Origin of the sequence: Thalassotalea loyana, from assembly GCF_030161435.1 — a bacterium.
Taxonomy (GTDB): domain Bacteria; phylum Pseudomonadota; class Gammaproteobacteria; order Enterobacterales; family Alteromonadaceae; genus Thalassotalea_G; species Thalassotalea_G loyana.
Genome location: NZ_BSSV01000004.1, coordinates 151,198 through 170,592, shown reverse-complemented (window position 1 = coordinate 170,592; position 19,395 = coordinate 151,198). Strand labels below are relative to the sequence as shown.

The 19,395-nt window shown below is 36.2% G+C and carries 21 protein-coding genes and 1 tRNA gene; 14 read left to right on the top strand and 8 right to left on the bottom strand.

What is annotated here, in order from left to right; genetic code table 11:
• The first annotated feature begins 30 nt into the window (after positions 1-30).
• Together QQK05_RS10610 and hemH are read left to right on the top strand one after the other, a co-directional pair.
• Entirely contained in the window at positions 31-561 is a 531-nt protein-coding gene (locus tag QQK05_RS10610; RefSeq protein ID WP_284298641.1) for a glutathione peroxidase, read from the top strand.
• Positions 562-576: 15 nt separating this feature from the next.
• Positions 577-1,599, top strand: coding sequence for a ferrochelatase (gene hemH, locus QQK05_RS10605; protein ID WP_284298374.1), 1,023 nt, complete (start codon positions 577-579; stop codon positions 1,597-1,599).
• Positions 1,600-1,678: 79 nt separating this feature from the next.
• Here hemH and QQK05_RS10600 read toward each other — a convergent pair whose 3' ends face one another.
• The 4 genes from QQK05_RS10600 to pepA all read right to left on the bottom strand — a co-directional run bounded on the left by QQK05_RS10600 (position 1,679) and on the right by pepA (position 7,073).
• Positions 1,679-1,888 (bottom strand): cold-shock protein, encoded by a 210-nt coding sequence (locus QQK05_RS10600; protein ID WP_193022195.1) that lies wholly within the window; start codon positions 1,886-1,888, stop codon positions 1,679-1,681.
• A gap of 347 nt (positions 1,889-2,235) precedes the next feature.
• Positions 2,236-5,091 carry a valine--tRNA ligase gene (locus QQK05_RS10595; protein WP_284298370.1) on the bottom strand — a complete coding sequence of 952 codons (2,856 nt, stop codon included), beginning with the start codon at positions 5,089-5,091 and terminating at the stop codon, positions 2,236-2,238.
• A 9-nt stretch (positions 5,092-5,100) separates the two neighbouring features.
• Positions 5,101-5,559 carry a DNA polymerase III subunit chi gene (locus QQK05_RS10590; RefSeq protein WP_284298368.1) on the bottom strand — a complete coding sequence of 153 codons (459 nt, stop codon included), beginning with the start codon at positions 5,557-5,559 and terminating at the stop codon, positions 5,101-5,103.
• Between the two features lie 5 nt (positions 5,560-5,564).
• Positions 5,565-7,073 (bottom strand): leucyl aminopeptidase, encoded by a 1,509-nt coding sequence (gene pepA, locus QQK05_RS10585; RefSeq protein WP_284298366.1) that lies wholly within the window; start codon positions 7,071-7,073, stop codon positions 5,565-5,567.
• Between the two features lie 239 nt (positions 7,074-7,312).
• On the opposite strand from pepA, the gene lptF reads away from it, so the two are divergent.
• Together lptF and lptG are read left to right on the top strand one after the other, a co-directional pair.
• On the top strand, positions 7,313-8,446 hold the full coding sequence (gene lptF / locus QQK05_RS10580; protein WP_284298364.1) for an LPS export ABC transporter permease LptF: 1,134 nt from the start codon (positions 7,313-7,315) through the stop codon (positions 8,444-8,446).
• A complete protein-coding gene (lptG, locus tag QQK05_RS10575) occupies positions 8,443-9,510 on the top strand; it encodes an LPS export ABC transporter permease LptG (protein WP_284298639.1) in 1,068 nt (355 codons plus the stop codon). Before lptF ends, lptG begins: the two co-directional genes overlap by 4 nt.
• Positions 9,511-9,531: 21 nt before the next feature.
• Here the strand turns inward: lptG and QQK05_RS10570 are convergent, their stop codons facing one another.
• Positions 9,532-10,023, bottom strand: coding sequence for an RDD family protein (locus QQK05_RS10570; RefSeq protein WP_284298362.1), 492 nt, complete (start codon positions 10,021-10,023; stop codon positions 9,532-9,534).
• A gap of 109 nt (positions 10,024-10,132) precedes the next feature.
• Between QQK05_RS10570 and QQK05_RS10565 the strand changes: the two genes are divergently transcribed.
• Positions 10,133-10,525 (top strand): hypothetical protein, encoded by a 393-nt coding sequence (locus QQK05_RS10565; RefSeq protein WP_284298361.1) that lies wholly within the window; start codon positions 10,133-10,135, stop codon positions 10,523-10,525.
• A gap of 262 nt (positions 10,526-10,787) precedes the next feature.
• A tRNA-Leu gene (locus QQK05_RS10560) sits at positions 10,788-10,872 on the top strand.
• A 52-nt stretch (positions 10,873-10,924) separates the two neighbouring features.
• Here the strand turns inward: QQK05_RS10560 and mobV are convergent.
• From mobV to QQK05_RS10545, 3 genes are read right to left on the bottom strand one after another with little or no spacing between them, the layout of a single operon-like run.
• Positions 10,925-12,094 carry a MobV family relaxase gene (mobV, locus tag QQK05_RS10555; RefSeq protein ID WP_284298359.1) on the bottom strand — a complete coding sequence of 390 codons (1,170 nt, stop codon included), beginning with the start codon at positions 12,092-12,094 and terminating at the stop codon, positions 10,925-10,927.
• An 11-nt stretch (positions 12,095-12,105) separates the two neighbouring features.
• Complete coding sequence (locus QQK05_RS10550) at positions 12,106-12,354, bottom strand: hypothetical protein (protein ID WP_284298357.1); 249 nt, start codon at positions 12,352-12,354, stop codon at positions 12,106-12,108.
• Positions 12,354-12,635 carry a hypothetical protein gene (locus QQK05_RS10545; RefSeq protein ID WP_284298355.1) on the bottom strand — a complete coding sequence of 94 codons (282 nt, stop codon included), beginning with the start codon at positions 12,633-12,635 and terminating at the stop codon, positions 12,354-12,356. Before QQK05_RS10545 ends, QQK05_RS10550 begins: the two co-directional genes overlap by 1 nt.
• Positions 12,636-13,155: 520 nt before the next feature.
• On the opposite strand from QQK05_RS10545, the gene QQK05_RS10540 reads away from it, so the two are divergent.
• From QQK05_RS10540 to QQK05_RS10505, 8 genes are all read left to right on the top strand, one after another.
• Positions 13,156-13,863 (top strand): TIGR00266 family protein, encoded by a 708-nt coding sequence (locus QQK05_RS10540; RefSeq protein WP_284298353.1) that lies wholly within the window; start codon positions 13,156-13,158, stop codon positions 13,861-13,863.
• A gap of 114 nt (positions 13,864-13,977) precedes the next feature.
• Positions 13,978-15,426, top strand: a complete 1,449-nt coding sequence (locus QQK05_RS10535) for a replication endonuclease (protein WP_284298351.1) — start codon at positions 13,978-13,980, stop codon at positions 15,424-15,426.
• 280 nt (positions 15,427-15,706) lie between these two features.
• The gene (locus tag QQK05_RS10530; RefSeq protein ID WP_284298349.1) at positions 15,707-16,000 is read left to right on the top strand and encodes a hypothetical protein; all 294 of its coding nucleotides are present in this window, start codon (positions 15,707-15,709) and stop codon (positions 15,998-16,000) included.
• A gap of 5 nt (positions 16,001-16,005) precedes the next feature.
• Positions 16,006-16,206 (top strand): hypothetical protein, encoded by a 201-nt coding sequence (locus QQK05_RS10525; protein ID WP_284298347.1) that lies wholly within the window; start codon positions 16,006-16,008, stop codon positions 16,204-16,206.
• An 83-nt stretch (positions 16,207-16,289) separates the two neighbouring features.
• Positions 16,290-16,493 (top strand): major capsid protein, encoded by a 204-nt coding sequence (locus QQK05_RS10520; RefSeq protein ID WP_284298345.1) that lies wholly within the window; start codon positions 16,290-16,292, stop codon positions 16,491-16,493.
• Positions 16,494-16,630: 137 nt separating this feature from the next.
• A complete protein-coding gene (locus QQK05_RS10515) occupies positions 16,631-17,968 on the top strand; it encodes a virulence factor TspB C-terminal domain-related protein (protein WP_284298343.1) in 1,338 nt (445 codons plus the stop codon).
• A complete protein-coding gene (locus QQK05_RS10510; RefSeq protein ID WP_284298341.1) occupies positions 17,968-18,261 on the top strand; it encodes a DUF2523 domain-containing protein in 294 nt (97 codons plus the stop codon). The genes QQK05_RS10515 and QQK05_RS10510 overlap by 1 nt, the downstream gene beginning before the upstream one ends.
• A 20-nt stretch (positions 18,262-18,281) precedes the next feature.
• Positions 18,282-19,367 carry a zonular occludens toxin domain-containing protein gene (locus QQK05_RS10505; protein WP_284298339.1) on the top strand — a complete coding sequence of 362 codons (1,086 nt, stop codon included), beginning with the start codon at positions 18,282-18,284 and terminating at the stop codon, positions 19,365-19,367.
• Positions 19,368-19,395: the final 28 nt, after the last annotated feature.

Below are 19,395 nucleotides of genomic sequence, written 5' to 3'. Positions count from 1 at the left end.
ACCGCGTTTATCGGATTAATGAATGTACCAATGGTAGGTAATGCTGCCAGTGACCAAGCGGCAACATCACAAGTAGACGCTCAATGTCCAGCATACTTAAACCAGACTATGCGCATGTTGCACTCAAGTAAAACGGTTAACTTGTGTGAGTTAACACAAGGTAAAACAGTGTTGTTTGTAAATACAGCAAGTAACTGTGGTTTTACACCTCAGTTTAAAGGGCTAGAAGCGTTATATAAAAAGCATAAAGATGACGGCCTAATGATTGTTGGCTTCCCATCTGACGACTTCTTTCAAGAAGAAGACGATGAAAAAGATACGGCAGAGGTATGCTTTGTAAACTACGGTGTAACTTTCCCAATGTTGGAAACCTCGAGTGTTCGTGGTAGTAAAGCGAACCCTGTATTCGCGCATTTGGGGGAGCAAACGACATCACCGAAGTGGAATTTCTACAAATACTTAGTCACCGACAATGGTAGTAAAGTTAAGCACTTCAACTCTCGTGTGTCACCAACAGACGAAGAATTTGTTCAAGCATTAAATCAAGCATTAACGCAATAGGGACAAGAACTAAGTATGTCGCGATTTGCTGGTAGAGATAAATCTCTACACGAAAAAACGCCGCGCACTGGTGTCCTCCTAGTTAATTTAGGGACACCTGAAGCCCCTACGGCTGATGCACTGCGAAAATATTTGCGCCAATTTCTATCCGACCCTCGCGTTGTTGAGATTCCTCGACTCGTTTGGATGATTATTTTACATGGCATTATTTTGCGTGTTCGTCCGGCAAAATCTGCAAAATTGTATGAGAGCATCTGGACAGAGAAGGGCTCGCCATTGATGGTAATCAGTGAGCAGCAAAAAGAGAAAGTTACGTTGAAGTTGGCACAGGAGCTTGATGAACCTGTAGAAGTCGCGTTAGCGATGCGTTACGGGGAGCCGTCAATAGACAAAGCGTTAAACAACTTTCAGCAACAAGGTATCGACAATATTGTTGTGATGCCTTTGTATCCGCAATATGCCGGTCCAACAACGGGATCTGTTTTTGATGCCGTTGTAGATGCAGTAAAACCTTGGCGTTGGATACCAAGCTTACATTTTGTCGGTAGCTATCATCAAAATGAAAAGTATATCAAAGCGTTAGCAGCAAGTGTCACCGAGCACTTTGAACAACACGGAAAGCCTGAGAAATTAGTATTGTCATACCATGGCATGCCAAAACTATTCCATACGCAAGGCGACCCTTATTACTGCTTCTGTGCGCTGACGACAAGAGCACTGGCCAAAGCCCTTAATCTGTCTGAAGATGACTACGTGATGACCTTTCAGTCGCGATTTGGTAAAGCCGAGTGGTTGAAGCCATATACAGATGCGACATTAGAACAGCTCGCCAATAATGGCGTTAAGGACATCGCTATCATGAGTCCTGCCTTTAGCGCCGATTGTTTAGAAACGCTTGAAGAGCTTGTCGAAGAAAATAAAGAAGTCTTTATTGAGGCCGGTGGTGATAACTATCACTACATTCCTTGCTTGAATGATAGAGATGACCACATCGAAGCTATCGTAGAGATGATTAAGCCTTATACAATTAGACCTTAATGTTTAATGGCTTGATGTAAGAAAGTTAGGTATAAAAAAAGGAGCTTCTAGCTCCTTTTTTTATGGTAAAAGCATTAAATTATAATGCTGTTACGTTCTCAGCTTCAGGGCCTTTTTGACCTTGTTTAACGCTGAAAGAAACTGCTTGGCCATCAGTTAAAGTGCGGAAACCCGAACCTGTGATGTTTGAGAAGTGAACGAAAACGTCTGGGCCGTTTTCTTGCTCGATAAAACCGAAGCCTTTTGATTCGTTAAAAAATTTAACTTTACCAGTTACTGTGTCTGACATACTTACATTTCCCGTAGTACTAAAATTTAAATAAATGACCTAATGGTCGTTTCACGGAGTAAATGCCCTCTACCCAAAAGTACAGACAGAGGAAGGTATTGCCAATAACACTAGCGCGCCAGGTGAATCAATACATCTATATTTGATTATGAACCTTCATCCGAACGCAAAAACTCAACGCGAATATGGATTATCATGCATGTTTGAGAGGCTTGCATGTCCATACCCTTGGCAATGTACCTGCTTTTTGTGACAATGTCATGAACTATTTAATAAAAACAAAAAAAGCCAGCCGAAGCTGACTTTTTGGTCAAGTAAAATAGCCTATAGAAAGCTATTTTGCTCTATTATAGTGCAGCAATTTGAGCTTTTTGTTCAACAAGTTTTGCGAGTGCTGATTCTGCTTCTGCAAGCTTGTCTTTCTCTTTCGCGATAACTGCTTCAGGTGCTTTAGACACGAAGTTTTCGTTGCTCAGTTTGCCCTTTGTGCGCGACACATCTTTTTCAAGCTTCTCAATTGCTTTAGTTAAACGTGCTAGCTCAGCTTCTTTGTCGATTAGACCCGCCATTGGAATGAGCACTGATAAATCACCAACAACTGCTGTTGCTGACGCAGGGCCTTCTTCGTCATCAGCTAAAACTTGAATAGACTCAAGCTTCGCCAACGCACTTAAGAATTGCTCGTTTTCGTCTAAACGACGTTGGTCTTCTGCGCCAACGTTTTTAAGTAACACTGGTAATGGTTTGCTCGGCGCAATATCCATCTCACCACGAATGTTACGAATAGCTATGATGAATTGTTTTAACCATTCAACGTCAGTTACCGCTTGCTCGTCAACTTGATTGTCGTCAAATTGCGGGAAGCTTTGAACCATGATGCTATCACCTGACGTTTCAAAGTTAGTTAACGGCGCAACGCGCTGCCAAATCGTTTCAGTGATAAATGGCATAATCGGGTGCATTAAACGCAATAAGCCTTCTAGTACTGAGACAAGCGTATGGCGTGTACCACGCTGTGCAGCCTCATCACCTTTAAATAGGACAGGCTTAGTTAGCTCTAGGTACCAGTCACAGAATTGGTTCCAAGTGAATTCGTAAAGCGCTTGCGATGCTAAGTCGAAACGGAATGTTGCAAATGCTTCATGAACCGTTTTAACGGTTTCCTGGAATTGGCTTTGAATCCAACGATCGGCTAACGAGAATGTCATCTCACCACCATTCTTTCCGCAATCATGCTCTTCAGTATTCATTAGCACGTAGCGAGATGCGTTCCAAAGCTTGTTACAGAAATTACGGTAACCATCAAGACGCTTCATATCCCAGTTGATATCACGACCTGTAGATGCTAATGCAGAAAGTGTGAAACGCAGTGCATCAGTACCATGAGCTTCAATGCCTTCTGGAAACTCTTTCTTGGTCGCTTTGGCAATCTTCTGAGCTAGCTGCGGCTGCATCATATTACCTGTACGTTTCTCAAGTAAGTCGTCTAATGAGATGCCATCAATCATATCAAGTGGATCAATAACATTACCTTTAGACTTAGACATCTTATCGCCACTTTCATCGCGGATAAGGCCCGTCACGTAAACTTGTTTAAATGGTACTTGTGGTTTGCCATCTTCGTCTTTGATGAAGTGCATCGTCATCATAATCATACGAGCAACCCAGAAGAAAATAATATCAAAGCCCGTCACCAACACATCGGTTGAATGGAACTTCTTCATCATTTCTTCTTCGTTTGGCCAACCTAGTGTTGAGAATGTCCACAACGCTGAAGAGAACCAAGTATCAAGTACATCATCGTCTTGTTTTAAGATTACATCATCAGCTAAGCCGTTCTTTTGGCGAACTTCAGCTTCATCACGACCTACGTAAACTTTACCTGATTCGTCATACCATGCAGGAATTCGGTGACCCCACCATAATTGACGCGAAATACACCAATCTTGAATGTCTCGCATCCAAGCAAAGTACATGTTCTCGTATTGTTTCGGTACGAATTCAATATCGCCATTTTCAACCGCTTCAATTGCTGGTTTTGCTAAAGGCTCAACTCTTACATACCATTGGTCGGTGAGTAATGGCTCGATAATCACACCAGAGCGATCACCATATGGTGCAACCAAATCGTGATCTTTCACAGCCTCTAATAAACCTAACTCATCAAACTTTGCAACGATGGCTTTACGCGCTTCAAAACGGTCAAGACCGGCAAATTCAGCAGGTAATGCCGTGTCAAAGTCTGTGCTTGGTTCACCATTTGTGTTGTAAACTTCTGCCGCTTCAAGAATTGCCGCGTTTTTATCTAAGACATTGATCATCGCTAGGCCACAACGCTTACCTACTTCATTATCATTGAAGTCATGCGCTGGTGTGATTTTTACACAACCTGTGCCTTTTTCCATGTCAGCATGTTCATCACCAACAATTGGGATAAGGCGACCAACAAGTGGTAACTCAATGTGCTGACCAATAAGGTCTTTGTAACGAGGATCTTCAGGGTTAACTGCTACACCAGTATCACCTAACATGGTTTCAGGACGAGTAGTAGCAACAACAAGGTAGTCTTTACCTTCAGCGGTTTTTGCGCCATTAGCTAATGGGTAACGCAAGTGCCACATGTGACCTTTTTTGTCTTTGTTTTCAACTTCTAAATCTGAGATCGCCGTGTGCAATTTTGGATCCCAGTTAACTAGGCGTTTACCACGGTAAATTAGGTCATCTTCGTATAAGCGAACGAAAACTTCTTGTACTGCGTCACTTAACCCTTCATCCATTGTGAAGCGTTCGCGCGTCCAGTCAATCGAGTTACCCAAACGGCGCATTTGCTTACCGATGTTGCCACCCGATTCGGCTTTCCATTCCCAGATTTTGTCAATAAACGCATCACGACCATAGTCATGACGAGTTTTATCTTCTTCTGCAGCGATCTTACGCTCTACCACCATTTGCGTTGCAATACCTGCATGGTCAGTACCTGACTGCCATAAGGTGTTTTTGCCTTGCATACGTTGATAACGAATCAATGTATCCATAATGGTTTGTTGGAAAGCGTGACCCATGTGCAGGCTACCCGTAACATTCGGTGGTGGAATGGCAATGCAGTAACCATCACCTTCACCTGTCGGGCTGAAGTAACCTTTTTCTTCCCAAGATTGATACAGGGAATTCTCAATGTCAGCTGGATTAAATGTTTTTTCCATCAGATTTACTTAACTTTCTGTGATCGCTTGTTCTTGCTTTGTTTGGTGGGTGTTTAACGAAAAACCCATTGAGCGGTATTGTTTAAATCGCTCTCTAGCATGCTGTTTCAACGTGCTATTGGCTGGAACAAAGTCGATAATTTGTTGATATTGATTAGCAAAGTTAGGTACTTGAGTTGTTAAATTAATCAGTACCGGACGACGATTTTTTGGAGGCTGGTGGCCTATTTCTATTGCCGCACCTTGCTTATTTCCCTCGCCAACAAGGTTATGAGGGACGAATGCTTGAGGATCAAATGACCATAGTAACTCATCAATGTCGTGAGCTTGGTTGAGATCTTCGGTGTATATATATGCTCGTATGTTTTGACGATATAAGTTTGCCGCGTGCACACAGGCTTGAAGCAGATAATCATTATTATCTGCTTCCGTGTCAGGTAATACGAAAAACTCTACCTGTGTTTGCATAATGCTTACTCGCCTTGCTCTTCACCAGAACGGTTAAGTAAGAATTGGCTTAGCATGCTTACAGGACGACCTGTAGAACCTTTGTCCTTACCGCCACTGCGCCATGCAGTACCCGCGATATCAAGGTGAGCCCAGTGATATTTTTTAGCAAAGCGAGATAAAAACGCTGCTGCGGTAATTGTACCCGCAGGGCGACCACCTAAGTTAGTAAAGTCAGCAAATGGACTTTCCAGTTGTTCTTGATACTCATCCCATAATGGTAGGCGCCATGCTCTGTCACCACTTTGATCTGATGCGTTTAATAACTCGTGAGCAAGTGGGTTGTGGTTACTTAATAAACCTGTTGCGTGTTTACCTAAAGCGATAACACATGCACCGGTTAACGTTGCAACGTCAATAACAGACTCTGGCTCATAACGCTCAACGTATGTTAATGCGTCACAAAGCACTAAACGACCTTCGGCATCAGTATTTAATACTTCAACCGTTTGGCCTGACATCGTCGTTAACACGTCACCTGGACGGTATGCGTTGCCACCAGGCATGTTTTCACAACCAGCTAACACACCAATGACATTAATTGGTAGGTTCATTTCAGCTAGCGCGTGCATAGCACCTAATACGCCGGCTGCACCACCCATGTCATACTTCATTTCATCCATGCCTTCGCCTGGCTTAAGTGAAATACCACCTGAGTCGAACGTTAAACCTTTACCAACGAGTACAATTGGCTTTGATTCGTCCGTCGCACCTGAGTATTTAATAATACTCATCATAGATTCGTTAACACTACCGCGACCAACAGCTAGATATGAGTGCATACCTAACTCATCCATTTGCTTCTCGCCAATAATCTCAGTTGTAATGTTGTCGTAATCGTTTGCTAAAATTTTTGCTTGTTCGGCAAGGTAAGCAGGGTTACAGATGTTTGGTGGCATGTTCGCGACGTTTTTACACGTTGTGATACCTTCAGAAACCGCTAAACCGTGAGCAATTGCACGCTCACCAATGGCTAATTCACGACGTGTTGGCACATTGAAAACCATTTTACGAAGTGGACGACGTGGCTCTTCTTTGCGAGTTTTCAAACTATTAAAACTGTATAAACAATCATGCGTTGCCTCGATAGCTTGACGCACTTTCCAGTAGGTATCGCGACCTTTTACATGAAGCTCAGATAAGAAACATACTGCTTCCATTGAACCTGTTTCATTTAGTGTGTTGATTGTCTTACTGATAATTTGGCGGTATTGACGCTCGTCTAGTTCACGTTCTTTACCACAACCTACAAGTAAAACACGCTCACTTAAAATGTTAGGTACATGATGTAACAATAGCATTTGGCCTGACTTGCCTTCTAAGTCACCGCGGCGTAATAAATTGCTAATGTAACCTTCACTGATTTCATCAAGTTGTTCAGCGATAGCCGAAAGGCGACGAGGTTCAAAAACACCTACGACGATACACGCACTGCGTTGTTTCTCAGGACTGCCACTTTTTACACTGAACTCCATGGGTTCTCCTATTTACCTTTAAAGTCTGTAATTTTTTGATAAAAAAACGATTAAACTTGCCTAAATCATCTAATAATAGATAAGCTTACTATTATTTTAAGCTCGCTAAAGGCTATAATTATAGCCATACTCGCAACTTTTACCTATGCGACTCGAAAATTATTTATATATAAAAATGACAAGTTTACTCAATATTCTTCCAAATGTCAGAAAAAAACTAAGTTTTTAGGGGCTTATTCGTGATTATTTTTCGTTATTTGTTATCAGAAGTAGCCAAAACTCAGTTTGCGGTATTTTTCATTTTGATGACCATCTTTATCAGTCAGAAGTTTGTTCGTGTGTTAGATGATGCGTCAGAAGGTGGTATTCCAGGCCATTTAGTGATGATCTTTATAGGCTTAAAAGTCCCCGATCTTGCTGGCACCTTGTTACCGCTTAGTCTGTTTCTTGGTATTTTACTCGCCTACGGCCGTATATATGCCGAGAGTGAAATGACTATCTTGCATGCGTGTGGCGTAAGTGAGTGGTATGTAGTACGGGTTACGCTAGTACTTGGTTTAGTTACTGCCATTATTACTGGCGTATTTACGCTCTACTTGTCACCAATGGCTGCAGAATATGAGTATCAAGTTAAAGAAAAGCTCGCGGCAGATTCCGGCATTAGTTCTGTAGTTGCAGGGCGTTTTCAAAAGACGAGTAATAACAAAGCTGTGATGTTTGTACATGATAAAGATCGCGAAGGGAGTCGATTAGAGAAAGTCTTCGTGGCGCAACTTCCTGATGAAAACAGTAGCTTTACAGAAATTATTAATTCAAGCCTAGTTTATGCTAAATCTGGTCGCGTATTAGAGGAAGAAAATGGTGCGCAAAAGTTAGTCTTGGAAGACGGTGTTCGTTACCAAAAAGATGCAGAATCACAAGAGTTAAGAGCGGTTAGTTTTGGTAATTATTCATTCGATATTCAAGACAAAAAAGTAGAACATAAGCGACGAAAAGTGACAGCGACGCCAACAAATGAGCTGTTCGGCAACGATGACCCAGAAGCAAAAGCTGCGATGCAATGGCGTGTTGCTTTTCCTATCTCATGCTTAATTTTAACCTTGATTGCTGTGCCATTATCTGTGGTTAACCCGAGACAAGGTAAGTTCGCTAAGCTTGTACCAGCATTACTTTTATTCCTAACGTACTTCTTATTACTCACCTCAATTCGAAGTGGTATTGAAAGTCAGGCTGTGCCACCGTTTATCGGTTTGTGGCCGATTCATTTATGTGCGTTAGTACTTGGCGTTAGTTTAATCGTTCAAAGTAGAACCAGTGGCCGTAAAATTAAAGCTAAGTTGCCAAAAGTGCAGTTAAGAGGGCGTAACGCATAATGAGAATTTTAGATTTATACATTGGACGCGTTATTGCTTCTACCACAATTATGACACTAACAGTGTTTGTCAGTATCAGTGGCATTATTAAATTTGTTGAGCAAATTCGTGCCGTTGGTCGTGGTAATTATGACTTATCGCATGCAGCCTTATACGTGCTTTATGCGACACCTCGCGACATCGAAATATTTTTCCCGATGTCTGCACTTATTGGTGGCTTGATTGGTATTGGTATGCTGGCAAGCCATAGTGAGTTGATTGTTATGCAAGCTGCTGGCTTGTCACGTCTTGATATTATTAAATCAGTTATGAAAGCCGCAGCGATTCTAGTATTACTTAGCATGGCGGTAGGGGAGTGGTTAGCACCGCAAGGTGAAGCAACGGCCAGAGAAATACGTGCTCAAGCAATTTCTGGCGGTAGTTTAATCTCCTCAAAAACCGGGGTTTGGGCAAAAGACGGTGATTATTTTGTTCATATCAACGAAGTAGAAGACACGGGTACACTGAAAAAAATTCAAATTTATCGTTTCGATGAAAACCTCAAACTAGAAAGTTGGTCAGCAGCCAGTAAAGCAACTTACCAAGAAGATGCGTGGCTGTTACATGAGGTTAAAAATACCCAAATCTCTGAAATGTCATACACAACAGATATTGCAGACACACAATTATGGCAGTCAACACTAACACCTGAAAAGTTGGGTGTGGTGACGGTGAAACCTGAGGCATTGTCTATTCGAGGCTTGCTGGAGTACCTGGAGTATTTACGAAGTAATGACCAAGATCCAAGTCGCTACGAATTAGCCTTATGGCGCAAAATCATTCAGCCATTTAGTGTTGGCGTTATGTTACTGCTTGCTTTGTCATTTATTTTTGGCCCGTTGCGATCTATGTCGATGGGGGCAAGAATCGTGATGGGGGTTGCGACCGGAATCATTTTTTACTTGGTAAACCAAGTCGCGGGGTCCATCAGTTTAGTGTATCAATTGCCACCTGTGCTTGGTGCAATTTTACCGTCCATTATTTTTGTCAGTGTTGCACTGTTTTATATGAATAAGCGCGCCTAATGCGCGCTTATTGAGTTGATGCTATCTAGGTCGATTAGCTTCTAGTGTTAACACCACAACTTCAGTATTGGTGACACGGTCTTGCAAGCTGAGCTTGTTCTTTCTATCGAAAATCACCAATAGGTTGCCTAATCCAAATAGTGTTGGAAGCAGGCGTTTAAGCCCTGTTTTTTTACTGATTAAAGTGCCATCTTGGTTCTGCAAACGTAAACGCCAAGCTTTCATCCCAATGGTTTGGCCACTGCGAGCCCAGAAAAAAACAAAGAAATAAGCTACCCACGCAAACTTAAATACCTCGTTTAGCCACGTGTAGACAAAAGAATTTTGCATCACGCTAATAACGTGTTCTTCACCACCATTTGGAATTATTCCTGTACTCACTAGTACCGCAAATATACCGAAACTAATCGCTCCTGCCGTCATGTAAACTGCGACCGCAATTAAGACGTCATAAACCCAACTGCCAAAGCGTCGAAAAAAACCAGCACGAGGAAACTGCTCTTGAGATGACATAACAAAACCCATTGTAAATTTTCGGCTAGTCTAACAAAGCAACATATAAAGGTTAAGTCTTGAATTGTTTGCTAAAGTTAAAGTGATGGATAGAAATAAGGTGCACGTGTTGAATAGTCAGTTTAGAGCTCACGGTTATTGTGATATTCATACTAAAGATAACATCATTTATATTGATGCTTACGGTCCCTGGAATAAGGAGTATTTTGATAATTTGCATCAACGACTTGCTGGTGTTGTTACTGAGGTTGATCGAGACAACTTTGCGGTTTATCTATGCCCAATTGGTGAAGCCATTGCAATGAAGGACGGATTAGAACAACACAAAATGTTTTTAGAGCACAGCAAAGTCAAAGCTGTGGCTATCAATTTGAATCAATGCGCCACAAAATTTCTGACCAAAAAATTATGCGTTGATATTTATGCTAGTCAGAATATTACTCACGAATTTTTCACTGAGAAGCAGATAGCAATCAACTGGTTGCGTGGGTTTTTAGACTAACTTGGTTGTTTGCTAATCAATCAGTAACTGCTTGAGATAAAACAGTTGCTTAGCGTTTTGTTTATCGTATAATGCCAGCCATCAAACGTTTTGTTTGTCCTATCTAATGCCGGAGTGGTGGAATTGGTAGACACGACGGATTCAAAATGCAACCTGTTTATGTTGTTTTTGTATCTAACTATATAAAAAACCTTAACTTTTAGGTCTTTTTGTCTTCCTGTCAAGCTGGTATGATTTGGTATGAAGATTTTTGTTAAAAAATGCCAGTGTGATGGAATTGGTAGACATGGGTGATTCAAAATCACCTGCCGAAAGGCGTGGCGGTTCGAGTCCGCCCACTGGTACCATTTTTTAAAATCTTTCAATCTTCTTGACCGATCATCAATAAAAAAAGCTCTATTACATAGAGCCTTTGTTTGGTTTTAAAGTTGGTTTAGGTTTTCTTTTTATACCTTCTTTTTTTCTTTTTTCTTCTTCTATTTTTAGAGCTAGGTCGAATCCCCCCGATTTTATTTTTTCTAAACCTCCTTCTGGATATTCATATTTTATTTTTCCCTCTAAGAATGATTTACCTGATAAGTTAACTTCTTTCTTTTCTTGTTCTAGGTTAGTTAATTTACTTAAATCATAATCAATATTAGCTTTTGCTCTATTGTCTTTAATAATTGCTTCACGTTGCTTTTCCTTGTTTATTTTAAGTTCTTTTAGAAATCTCTTAGCAAACTTAGGTAGTTTGTCCATTAACGTAGGGGTAAATTTAAATAGATAGTCTGAAATAGCTTCTAATACATCTGTTAAGCTTTTAATCTTCTTATTGGCTTGTGTAAGTTGGTTTTTTAATTCCATTCTTTCAGCCTGTAATCCTCTTATACGCTCTTTTAGGTTTTTGTTTATGTTATTGATAGATTCAACTTTATGTTTAGCCTCAAGCTCTTGCTCTGCTAGTTCTTCCTTAGTTTGTTCTAATTCACCATAAAATGTTTTTAGGTCTTTATGATTTGCATTAGAACCATGTGTGTACTTAGATATGAAAGGAAGGTCTTTGAATGCTTGATAGTATTCATCTTGCATTTTTACCAGTAGGGGTTTGTCGAAGAATCTTTTAGCTGCGACTTTATGTTTTTTAGCCTTATCATCAAAGTAGATTGGTACTACTACAGCATGTATATGTGGGGTAGATTCGTCTAAATGTATAGATATGTGGGCTAGCTTGTTGCCGTATTTTTCCTTTAAGAATTTAATAGCTCTTTTGCTGAATTGGTCGATAGATTTTTTATTGAATGTATCTTTATAGTCTAATTCACCTTTAGTGAAAAACTCAGGTGATAAAGAAAGAACCATGTGATTGCATAGAACAGCATTTTTTCTTAATTTTGTATAATCAATGTCATGTTTAGACATTAATTCTCTAACGTCTTTTGTTAAATTTGATGAACCAAATAACCTTTTTATGTGTCTTTCAGGGTCAGCATTAGGTACATCTTTTAATCTGTTATTATGAGCACCAATTGAATGTAATTGTTGCCATGTTTTTACTTTTTCCTGTCTTATTATTGTTTTAACGTCCATGTTAGTTATCCTTATAATTGTTTATTAATATTTCCGCAATGTACACAAATTACATTTCCTGATTCATTTGATTTTGTGAAATTGAATCCTTCACATATTTCACACTCATATATATCCATATCTTCAATTGGTTCTGTTGAATCAAAGTTGTTATAATATTTTTCTTCTTCTTTGTTTATATTGCTAGGGAAGAAATTTAAGTATTTTTTGTATTTTTCAAATTTTTCATTTATTTCTTTTTCTTTTTTAATGTTTTTCATTATTTATATTCCTTTATTTGAAAGTTAAAATATCTGTACGTTTTCATAGCTCCAAATTCAGGGTGTTGGTAATATATAGTTATTAATGATTCTTCTTTTCCTCTGAATTTAGTTTTTACATTTGACATTGGCGTTGTCATTCCCCAAATATCTATCCCAAATTCTTTATCTAGTCTTTTTACTTCTCCAGCAGTAAATGCAACATGTTTTTTGTTGTTTATTGCTTGAGTAAGTTCATTAAGCGTTTCTATAGCGCTTTTTTCCTTTTTATTATATTTCATTTCTTATCTCCTTTAATTTATGAAATAAATTTCTTAGCTCCGCAGGACGAACCTTTTGGAACAAAAGTGTAGTGAGTACACTTTTGAAAAAAGTAAATATACAAATTGTGTATACACTTTCTTATATTGTTAATTAGTACCACTTATTTAAAAAAATAAAAGAGATAGTGTTGATTTTAAAAATAGTTATGTAATATTTATTAATATATAAATAAAAATTTCTGTTATGGATGAATTAAATAATAAATATAAATATCTTAAAAATAAGTGCTTAAATAGTAAAACTTTTGATGAAAAACAAAAGTACATGAACTTATTGTCTAAGGTTCATAATCAAATTATTGAGGATGAATTAAAGGAAAGAGAAGTTTCTAGATTGTCTAATAGAGGTTTGTTTTAAATTGTGTGTGTAAAAAGGAGATAACAAATAATTATTGTAAGAGGAAGTGATAACCTCTATAAAAAATTTCACATCTCCTTCTGCCCCTTCGGGGGCAGTTTTCATTTATAAGGAGATATTATGAAATATGAAATTTTAGGTAACGATCTACAAACATTAGAAATAACTTTGGATTCTGAGGAATCAATAATTGCTCAAGCTGGAAGTATGTATTTTATGCAAGAAGGTATTGAGTTTGAGGCGATTGCTGGTGATGGAAATGAAAGTAATGGTTTTATTTCTAATATTATGAAAACCACAAGACGCGCTGCTTCTGGTGAATCTGCGTTTTTTGCAAAGTTCAATAATTATTCCATCTTTGATGGAAAAGTTGCATTTGCTAGTCCTTATTTAGGTAAAATTATACCTATTAATCTTTTAGAACATGATTCTTCAATTATATGTCAAAGAGGTGCTTTTCTATGCGGCTCTGTTGGTACAAATATAGATATACACTTTAACAAAAAAATAGGTACTGGTATTTTTGGAGGTGAAGGTTTTATTCTTCAAAAAATTGAAGGTATAGGTGAAATATTCCTTAATACTTTTGGCTATGTTAAACAAATAGAACTAAATAACGAAGAAATAAAAATAGATAATGGTTGTTTAGTTGCTTATTCTGGTGATATTGAGTATGGGATATGTACTACTGGTAATATAAAAAATATTATATTTGGTGGGGAAGGCTTATTTTTAAGCACCTTAAAAGGTACTGGTACTGTTTGGTTGCAAAGTTTACCAATCGAAAAATTTAAAAACTGCATCCTACAGGATGCCTTGGATAAATAAGAATAAGTGTCGTAAAAAAATATTTCCCTATAAATAAAGGTATTTTGATTTTCCTAAATTTTCTCTCTTGCATGATTATATATAAGTGGTATTAATTATAACAAGGGGATAATTATGGAAGATTTAAAAACATTATTAAATGGCATTAAGCTTTGCCGTGAAAAAACTCAATCTGAAAGGATTTTAGAAGAGTTAATAGCAATTCAAGAATATGATGATTTATGTGAGAGAAACGAGCTTTTACAATTTATTTATAATCATTCTATCGTTCAAATAAAACAATCAAAAAAATCATCAATCGTATTTTATGAAAACTTATCTTTAGTTACATATAACCTAATTTCTTATTATAAAGATAAATTTGATTCTTTAAGTTCTAATAGTGAAATTGCATTCGGTTTAAAATTCTCTCAATTAGCTGGTAATAGAAAGGATTCTAAATTTAATCATTTGATGGATTTCGAATATCTATACAAGAAACTAGAGCAAATAAAACTTATCTATATTGAATGTATTAACTTGCATAAATATAAAATGAGTTATGTTACTGATCGCCTATTAGACAAAACTAAGAAAAAGCTTGAAAAAGAAAAACTATATTTAGAAAACACTTATCTTAAAAATCAATCTGGTGAAGTTTTCTCTTTAGCTCAATTAACTAGAGATAATGATACAAAACTAGCTGAATTACATGCCTTTAACAAGCAATTAGAGCTTAAAGCTGAAGCAATGGGTTTTACATGGGTATTTGCAACTATTACTTGTCCTCCTAAGTTTCATATTAACCCTAAACAATCTAAATCTGACTGTTGGGATAGAGAATCAACACCAAAAGATTCTGTTAATTTTATCAATAAAATCTGGTCAAACTTTAGGAAAAAGATTGATAAATTGGATATTGATATGCCTTTTGGTTTTTGGTCTAAAGAGCCACATTCAAGTGCTGCTGTTCATAAACACGCTCTAATATTTTGTAGAAAAGAAGATGTTAGTGCTATCTGTAGATGGATTAGTCACTATACAAAATTATCTTTTTCAAATGTTGGTCATAAGTATGTACATGATGTTTCATGTAAATTTGTAGTTGAAAAAACATCTGAAAAATTAGCTGATAAAGGAAAGAAAAAGGCTAAACCTTCTTCGTATATTTTTAAGTATATAAAGAAAGGTCTTTGTATCTCTGATGAAGATAGTAAGGAGTTTAGACAAATACAATCTCATTATAAAGAACATAAATATAGAAGATTTGGTTTTTTTGGTATAGATAGGTGTATTGTATTATGGAGGGAATTGAAAAGATTTAATAAACTTGAACTTAAAACGGATGATGAAGCATTGTTAGAATTATCTAAAATGGTAAAAGATAATAATTTCAAAGATTTTTGTACATCTCCATTAAAGGATTTTGTTGAATTTATATATAAAGATGCAATATATGATGAATATGGTAATTTTATAGAATATTATTTGGATGATTATGGTGATGATAAAAAACAAATATGTGGTTTTGTTTGTAATGGTGTTGAATATAAAACTCGTAACGAATATATAAAAATTAATTAAAATAATTTCCTTGTTATTGTTGACATTATTTATTTCTATGTTTTAATTAAATCATAAGCAATTAAGCTTTTTTTAAATCTTGCTTTTGCAATAAATCAATCCCCCCTAAAAAGCCATCTTCGGATGGTTTTTTTACGTCTCAAAAATATTAAACTCAAAAAATACCAATAGGTAATATCTTTTTTTAATATATTAAAAATAATTATTGTTTATCTCTTTTAATATTGTTTTTGTGTGGTAATTGTTTAGTTATAGCCAAAAATTAAAAAGGAGATAGGTTATGTTTGATAAGAACAGTTATTACATTGTTGGTGAAATTCGTGATGTAAATTCTAATGAAAATAACGGTAATACTTTTATAAAGGTTACTGTCCTACTAGATACTAAATTCGCATATCTTAATATTACAAAAGAACTTATAGATAAAAATCCAAATATCCAAGAAGATATTTTGTCTCTTGTTGGTAAAAAGGTTAGTGCGGAAGTTAGCTTTCAAAACAAAATAAATAAATCAGGTACTGGTATATATGAGAATGTATATCTTAGATCTATGCCTGAAACTGTAGAAAAGTAATTATTATGGAAGGTTATGTTTTGGTTTGTTCTGAACCTTATGATGTTGATCGCACTTGTAAGGGTACAGAATATATTGTTCATGTTAATGAAATCCAAGGAGGATTAACACATGAAGAATATTATGAAATGTTACCTTCTGTTATTGCAATAATGGCTCTTGCGTTTCTTTTTAGAATGATTTTAAAGAGTCTTATTAATAGGTAAGGATTTAGCTTTTTGCTAATTATTGGATTTAACCAATTAAAAAAAAGAATAAGGAAATTATAAATATAACAAGGAGAAAAAATATGAAAAATTTACTTATAAAATCTGGTGTTGTTGTTGGTGCAACTGTAGCAAGTACAGCAATGTTTGCTGTTGATGTATCTACTGTTACAGGTGGATTACTTACTGATGGTACTGCTGCATTAACTGCTGTTGGTATGGCTTTAGTAGGTCTTGCTGGTGTAACAATCCTATTCAAATGGATTAAAGCTGCAATATTCGGTTAATCAAATTAAATAAGGCGTGTAAACGCCTTATTTGTCAAAGAAAAAAATTAAAAAAAGGAGATTTTTAATGCTAAGTATTTATGACTATTACATGATAACAATGATTATCTCTTTTCATATTATGATGGATGCTTAATATGATTAGGATAAAAGATAGTTCTGGTTTTGTTACCAGATATATATTAATGGCATTTGCTTTTATATTTCTTCTAAAAATTGACCATGCTTTTGCTGGTGCTCCTACAATTCCTGATTATCAGTGTGGTACACCCAGCCCTTCTTTTGAAACTTTTGATTGTACAGTTCATCCTGATGGATTTATTTCTCAAGGCTCTTATTTGGGGCAGCCTACGTATACTATTTATACTTCTTCTTCACAATCTTATGGAAGTCCCGCTGGTACTAGAACAAGAGCAAGTCACTGTCCTAGTGATGTATGGACAAGTAGTAAAATATATCTGTATAGAATTGACGATTATGATCCAAATGCAAAAGGGGTATTTAGTTTAGAGGGCAAATGTATTGACCAAAACGACCCTCAATATACAGAGTGTGATGTAGGTCATTTAGGTGCTAAATATGATGCACAAGGTACTTGTGTTAATAACGTCACAAAAGATGATGTTTGTTCTTACCTATGTAATGAAGATAATAGAGTTCCTGAATGTAAAGTAAATGGTAATTGGACAAGTGGAAGTAGCGCATGTGTTGGTAATACATGTGTTTCTAGTGGTGTTCCTATTGCAAATTGTGATACAGACCAAGGTAATACAGCCGATCCAGAACATCCTTTAAATAGTAAAAATCAAGATGGAATAGCTACTGATGGTTCTCATGGTGGTGGAACATCAGGTGGTGATGGTGATTCTGATACTGGTTCTGTTGGTGGTAATCCAGAAAATCCCTGTGTAGACCCTTCTAATTGTCAAGCTTCTGGTGATGGTACAGGAGCTGTTTCATACACACATACTCAATGCGGTGAACCAGAACAATGTGATGGTGATCCTGTCCTTTGTGCGTCTGTTGCTTATCAAAAATTACAATATTGCAAGTCTTTGGAAGGTGGGGATTCGTCAGAAACAAATACTAAGTTAGATAATTTGAATAACTCAGTTAATTCAAGTGCAGATAAGATTGTAAATAAACTAGATGATGTAGCTAATAAAATAGTTGAATCAAACAAAATAAATGAAAGTGATATAGATGCAATTGTTAATGAACAAAATCAATGGAAAGCTAATAACGAAGATGGTTTTTTTAATGGTGAAACATTCGATTTAGATAGTTATTTCAAGGAAACATCTATTTTAGGTTCTGGTGGCGGAACTTGCCCCGCTCCTGAAACATTTACTGTTATGGGAAAAGTGTTTTATATCAAATACGATTTGTTTTGTGATTTCGCAATAATGATTAGTTATTTAGTAATGGCATTTTCTTATTTTAAGGCTTACCAGATTATGTTTAGGGGTAATTAATGGGGTATTTATTAAATGCATTAATATCTGTTGCCATACCTTTAGTTTTAAAGCTATTAACATATTTTGGTGTTGGTTATGCAACCTTTACTGGTGTTTCTAATTTAACAGATGGATTAACTTCAAAAATTATTGCTAATTTAAATGGTTTACCTGTTTCTATGTTGGAAATGTTGATGTTACTAAAAGTTGATATTGCAATGAATATTATTATTACAGCAGTAACAGTAAGAATGGTTATGAATGGATTGAATGGGGGAAGTTTTAAAAAGCTTAGATTTGGTAAGAAATAAGAACAAAAAGGAGATTTGTTATGATTTATTTAGTTACAGGAAAGCCAGGGAATGGCAAAACATTAAACACAATTAAAGAAATATATGAGAATTATATTTGCACTAGAAAACTAACTTTTAAAGAGAAGTTATTATGGAATATTAAGGGTGTTTTTCCAAAGCCAGATGAAAATCATAGACCAGTATTTTATTATAATATTAATCAATTAGATCATGATGTAATTCCTTTTAAACCAACTACTGAGGAAGCAATAAGAGATTGGAAGAAGTTTCCCAAAGATGCAATTATTATAGTTGATGAGTGTCAAGAAATATTTAGAGCTAGAACAAATACTCGTGAAACAATTCCTGAATTTATTACAGATTTAGAAAGGCATAGACATTATGGTTTAGATTTCTTTCTTATTACTCAAAACCCTACCATGATTGACACTCATGTTAGAAAATTGACTTATCGCCATATTAATTATTATAGACCTCGTGGTGGTAAACTTGTTGTTCGTGCTGAATCTGATACGGTTTTTAACCCTGATAATCGTAAAGAAGTTGGTGATTTAAGTTCTAAAGCATTTAGATTACCAAGTAAGTATTTTAAAGTTTATAAATCAGCAGAAGTTCATACCCATAAATTTAAAATGCCAAAACAAGTTTATGTCTTATTGGCTGTTTTAGTTGGTATTTATTTTCTTGTAGACTATTTATATAACTTAATGAGTTCTCAAGACCTTCGTAAAAAAAATACCAGTAATACTGATACTACAAAATCTAGTAATGTTATTGGTGGAAACTCAGATGTAACTAATGCAGTTAAAAACGGTACTGTTGATACAACTAAAATGATGATTGGTAGAGGTAGGGAATATATGAGTGAAGAAGAATATTTTGAAATTCATAAACCAAGAATTGCAGGTTTACCACATACAGCACCAATATATGATAATGTAAATTCACCAAAATTGTCACCAAAACCTAAATCATGCGGTTTTATTGAATATGATGGTAAATCAGATTGTTTTTGTTATACAGAACAAATGACAAGAATAACTGGAATGTCTGATTCTCAATGTATGTATATCGTTAAGAATGGTTTATTTGATGCGTCATAATAAATTATAGGATAAAAACATAAAAAAG